Below are 5,073 nucleotides of genomic sequence, written 5' to 3'. Positions count from 1 at the left end.
GCCCGCCACCAGCCACCACACCGTCAGCACGGCGGCGACACCGCCGACGATCGCGATGAAGCGCACGTGCACGGGGCGCAGGGACCTGCGGGGCCGGGCAGCGGAGGTCGTCTCGGACTCCTCGGCCGGCGGACCGGGCAGCGAGGCATCGAAGTTCGCCGCCAGCTCGGCGAGGCGGCGCCGCGCGACCTGGGCGCGCGTCTCGGGTGGGACGGAGGCCATGACGCGACCCTAGGAAGGCGCGGTCGGCGGCGGAACCATCCGCGCGCACCCTGTGGACGGAGCCGACCGAGCGAGGGAGGCTGTGGACGGTCAGCGGGCGCCGACGGTGACCGCGATCGCGCCGGGACCGACGTGCGCCCCGATGTCGGCGCCCACCTCGTCGACCGGGATGTCGGTACGGCCCAGTCGCTCGCTCAGCGAGGCCGCGATCGATGCGGCCACGTCGGCGCTGGCGAGGTGCTGGACGCCGATGTCGTAGTCCCCCGGGTACGTGGCGACCTGCTCGACGGCGAGCGCCTCGAGCCGGGCGAGCGCCTTCGATGAGGTGCGCACCTTCTCCAGCGGCGCGACCAGTCCGTCGTCGATGGTCAGGATCGGCTTGACCGAGAGCGCGGAGCCGATCAGGGCGGCGGCCCGCCCGATGCGTCCACCGCGGCGCAGGTACTCGAGGGTGTCGACGTAGAGCAGCACCTTCGCGGAGCGTGCCGCCTCGCGCGCCGCGGTCGCCATCTGCTCGGCGTCCGCCCCGGCGGACCCGGCCCGCGCCGCACTGCCGGCCGCGAACCCGGTGGCCAGCCCCGCCTGGAACGTGTCCACGATGGTGACCGGGACATTGACGCGCCCCGCGGCCAGGCGGGCGGCGTCGACCGTGCCGGACACCCGCGAGCTGATGTGCACCGAGACGATCGCCTCGGCGCCCGTGGCGGCCAGCGCCTCGTAGACCGACTGGAACGTCTCGGGCGACGGGCGCGAGGTGCTGACGGGCACTCCGGCGGCCAGCGCGTCGGCGATCATCTGCGACGTCACGTCGACGCCCTCGGTGTAGACGCGCGGACCGATGATGACGGTCGTGGGCACGACGGTGATGCCCTCGCGGGCGGCGTCGTCGGGATCCAAGGACGCGGTCGAGTCGGTGACGACGGCCACAGTCATGGGGGAACCCTACCCACCGGTGCGCTCCCGCCCCCACGCGATCGCGGGATGTGCGCGGATTCCCCGGTTAAGTAGGTTTGCTGTCACTGAACGAGGGTTGCGATCCTCGTGAAGTGACAGCAAACCTCGCTCAGTCACGATGACCGCGGCTGCTGAGGCGTGGCGAAGGGTCTGCCCTCGAACCGTCGGCGAGAGACCGCCGAGCGAGCACTGAACGAGGTTCTCCCGCACTTCACGAGGATCGCAACCCTCGTGAAGTGCGGGAGAACCTACTTAACCGGGGAACCCTCCACCCCGGACGCGTCAGTAGACGTCCTTCGCGTACCGGCCCGCGGCCTCGAGGTCCGCGAGCCACGAGCGGGCCCGCTCGCGCGTGAGGCCACCGTGGCGCTCGGCGAGCAGCAGCATGGTCGCCTCGACGTCCTTGGCCATGTGGACGCGGTCGCCGCAGACGTAGAGGTGCGCACCGTCGTCGAGCCAGCGCCACAGGTCGGCACCGTGCTCGCGCATGCGGTCCTGCACGTAGACGCGCCGGTCCTGGTCACGCGAGAACGCCGTGTCCAGACGGGTCAGGACGCCGTCGTCGCGCAGCTGCTGCAGCTCGTCGCGGTACAGGAAGTCCGTCGCACCGTTGCGGTCGCCGAAGAACAGCCAGTTCCGGCCGGGGTGCCCCAGCGCCTCGCGGTGCCGCAGGAACCCGCGGAACGGCGCGATGCCCGTCCCGGGACCGACCATGATCGTGTCGGCGTCCGGTGCCGCCGGTGGACGGAAGTGCCGCTGGCGCTGCACGTGGACCCGCACGTCGTCGCCCGCCCGGTCGGCGAGGTAGGTCGAGCAGACGCCGTGCCGCCACCATCCGTGCTCGCGGTGCCGCACCACCGACACCGTCACCTGGGCCTCGCGCGGGTCCTCCAACGGGCTCGACGAGATCGAGTACTGGCGCGTGGCGAGCGGCTTGAGCACCGCCAGCCACTGGTCGAGGCGGGCGAGCGTCGGGACATCACGCAGCAGGTCGACCAGCTGGCGGCCCCACACCCACGCGTCGAACGCCGCACGGTCCGACGGGTCCGGGATCCCGGCGGGGAGGACACCGCGGTGACGCTCGACCACCAGTGCGATGACGGCCGGCGTGATGGCCACGGGGTCGTACCGCTCGACGAGCGCGTCGGCCAGCCGGATCGGCTGGTCGTCGAGGTCCACGAGGGTGTCGCCGTCGAGACCGGTCAGCGCCAGCCACGCCTCGACGTAGGCGGGGTCGACGCGCGGCGCGACGACGAGCGCGTCCCCCGGCTCGTAGGTCAGCGTGTCCTCGGGCAGGCGGAACCCGAGTCGCCGGACCTCCTTGCTGGACCCCGGCCCCGTCAGCAGCTCGTTGCGGGTCAGTCCCGTCATGAGCGGACGCTTGCGCCCGAACCGAGGCTGCGAGGGCGGAGCCGGCGTCCCCTCGGACCCGCCCAGCACGCTGGTCACTCCGCCCAGCCAGTTGGACGCCGGGTCGTCGAAGTCGGGCTCGCAGTCGACCCTCGGCGCGATGCGCTCGGCACCGAGCTCGGCGAGGCGCTCGTCGAGGCGCCGCCCGAACCCGCAGAAGTCCGCGTAGGCGGAGTCGCCGAAGGCCAGGACGCTGTACCGCAGTCCCGTCAGGTCCGGCGGCTCCGCGGCGCAGAGCTCACGCCAGAGCGCGGCCGCCTCGCTGGGCGGGTCACCGTCGCCCGTCGTGCTGGTGACGAACAGCGCGGTGCCGGTGAGGTCCGCGGCGCGCGCGTCGGCCAGGGACCGGTGGCTCGCCGCGAGTCCACGTCCCGCGAGGCCCTGGGCCACCTCGGGTGCGTGCTCGTCCACGCGACCCGTCTGCGAGGCCGACCAGACCGTGATCCCCTGCGTCGCCGGCGTGATCGCGGGCGCCCGCTCGGCGAGGACCTGGTCGAACCAGGCGCGCAGGGCCAGCGCGACCGGAGCCGACGCCGGCAACGCAGGACGGGCGTGAGTGACCGCGGCCAGGTAGCCGGCCAGCCACGCCGTCTCCTGCTCCGACGGTGCCTCGGGCGGGACACCCGGCAGGCGGATGGGCGCCCGCTCCAGTCGCACGGCGCACACCTTGAACTCCGGCTGCAGCGAGTCCGGGTCGACCGCGTCGTTCGTGAGCGCGTTGACGGCCAGCCCCTCCCCCGTCATCTCGCCCCAGTGGATGGGCGCGAAGCACGTCCCGGGCAGGACGCGGTCGGTCACGACGGCGGGCAGGACGGCCTCGCCGCGACGCGACACGATCCGCACCTCGGCTCCGTCACCGACTCCCAGCGCCCGCGCGTCGTCCGGGTGGACCTCGACGAACGGATCGGGGTCGAGCCGGTTGAGCCGCGCGACCTTGCCGGTCTTGGTCATCGTGTGCCACTGGTGCGGGAGCCGGCCCGTGTTCAGCACGACCGGGAACTCGTCGTCGGGCAGCTCCGCGGGGTCCAGGTGCGGTCGCGCGTGGAAGACCGCGCGGCCGTCCGGCGTGGGGAACGCGAGCACGCCGTCGTCCACGTACCTCACGGGGTTGCGCCGTCCCCCTCCCGGCGGGCACGGCCACTGCAGCGGCCCGCGCCGCAGGCGCTCGTGGCTCGCGCCCCGCAGGTCGTAGCCCGTCGCCGGGTTGGCGAACGCGCGGATCTCCTCGAACACCTCCTCGGCGCTGGCGTAGGCGAACGCGTCACCGAAGCCCAGCCGGGTCGCGATGTCGCAGATGAGCTGCCAGTCCGGGCGCGCGTCGCCCGGCGGCGCGGTGGCCGGGCGGCACAGGGTGAGGTTCCGCTCGGAGTTGACCATGACGCCGTCGGCCTCGGTCCACAGCGCGGCCGGTAGCGCGATGTCGGCGTGGGCGAGCGTCTCACTCTCGGCGAAGGCGTCCTGCACGATCACGACGTCGGCCGCGGCCAGCCCCCGCAGCACGGTGTCGCGGTTCGCGACCGAATGCACGGGATTCGTGCAGATGATCCACGCGGCGCGGACGGCCCCGTCGGCCATCTGACCGAAGAGGTCGATGGTTCCCGTGCCCACCTCGTCGCGGATGGTCCCGGCGGCGAGTCCCCACACCTGCTCGCAGAACGCACGGTCCTCGGCCGAGACGACCGACCGCTGGCCCGGCAGTCCCGGCCCCATGTAGCCCATCTCCCGGCCGCCCATGGCGTTCGGCTGACCCGTGAGCGAGAAGGGACCCGAGCCCGGTCGGCAGATCGCGCCGGTCGCCAGGTGCAGGTTGACGATCGCGTTGGTGTTCCAGGTGCCGTGGGTGGACTGGTTGAGCCCCATCGTCCAGCACGACATCCAGTCGCCGGACCGGCCGATCCAGTCGGCGATCGTGCGCAGGTCGGCCTCGGCGATGCCGGTCACGTCCGCGACGTGCGCGGGCGGGTAGTCCGCGACCATCGCCTCGACGTGCTCCCAGCCACGCGTGTGCTCGGCGACGAAGGCGTCATCGACCGCGCCGGCCTCGACGAGCAGGTGCAGGAGCCCGTTGAGCAGGGCCAGGTCCGTGCCCGGCCGGATCTGGCAGAACAGGTCCGCCTTCTCGGCCGTGGCGGTGCGGCGGGGGTCGACCACGACGAGCCGCGCCCCGGCCTTGACCCGCTCCATCATCCGCAGGAACAGGATCGGGTGGGCGTCGGCCATGTTGGAGCCGATCACGAGGAACAGGTCGGCCCGGTCGAAGTCGTCGTACGAGCCGGGCGGGCCGTCCGCGCCCAGGGACTGCTTGTACCCCGTGCCCGCACTGGCCATGCACAGTCGTGAGTTGGACTCGATGTTGACCGTGCGCAGGTACCCCTTCGCCAGCTTGGTCGCGAGGTACTGCGCCTCGAGCGTCATCTGGCCCGAGACGTAGAGCGCGACGGCGTCGGGTCCGTGCTCGTCGATCACCCGCCGGAAACGGGTCGCGGC

At 73.0% G+C, this 5,073-nt stretch carries 3 protein-coding genes; all 3 read right to left on the bottom strand.

Annotated elements, in window-relative coordinates; all coding sequences use genetic code 11:
- On the bottom strand, nucleotides 1-222 hold a 222-nt coding region (locus tag RT323_RS15935; protein ID WP_313410194.1), incomplete at its 3' end, for a hypothetical protein.
- A gap of 90 nt (nucleotides 223-312) precedes the next feature.
- Nucleotides 313-1,155, bottom strand: coding sequence for a DegV family protein (locus tag RT323_RS15930; RefSeq protein WP_313410193.1), 843 nt, complete (start codon nucleotides 1,153-1,155; stop codon nucleotides 313-315).
- 303 nt (nucleotides 1,156-1,458) lie between these two features.
- Nucleotides 1,459-5,073 (bottom strand): bifunctional nitrate reductase/sulfite reductase flavoprotein subunit alpha (locus RT323_RS15925; RefSeq protein ID WP_313410192.1); only part of this gene is annotated, 3,615 nt, incomplete at its 5' end.

This window comes from Aeromicrobium sp. (assembly GCF_032084975.1).
Classification (GTDB): Bacteria; Actinomycetota; Actinomycetes; order Propionibacteriales; family Nocardioidaceae; genus Aeromicrobium.
This window is presented reverse-complemented; position numbering and strand designations above follow the sequence as displayed.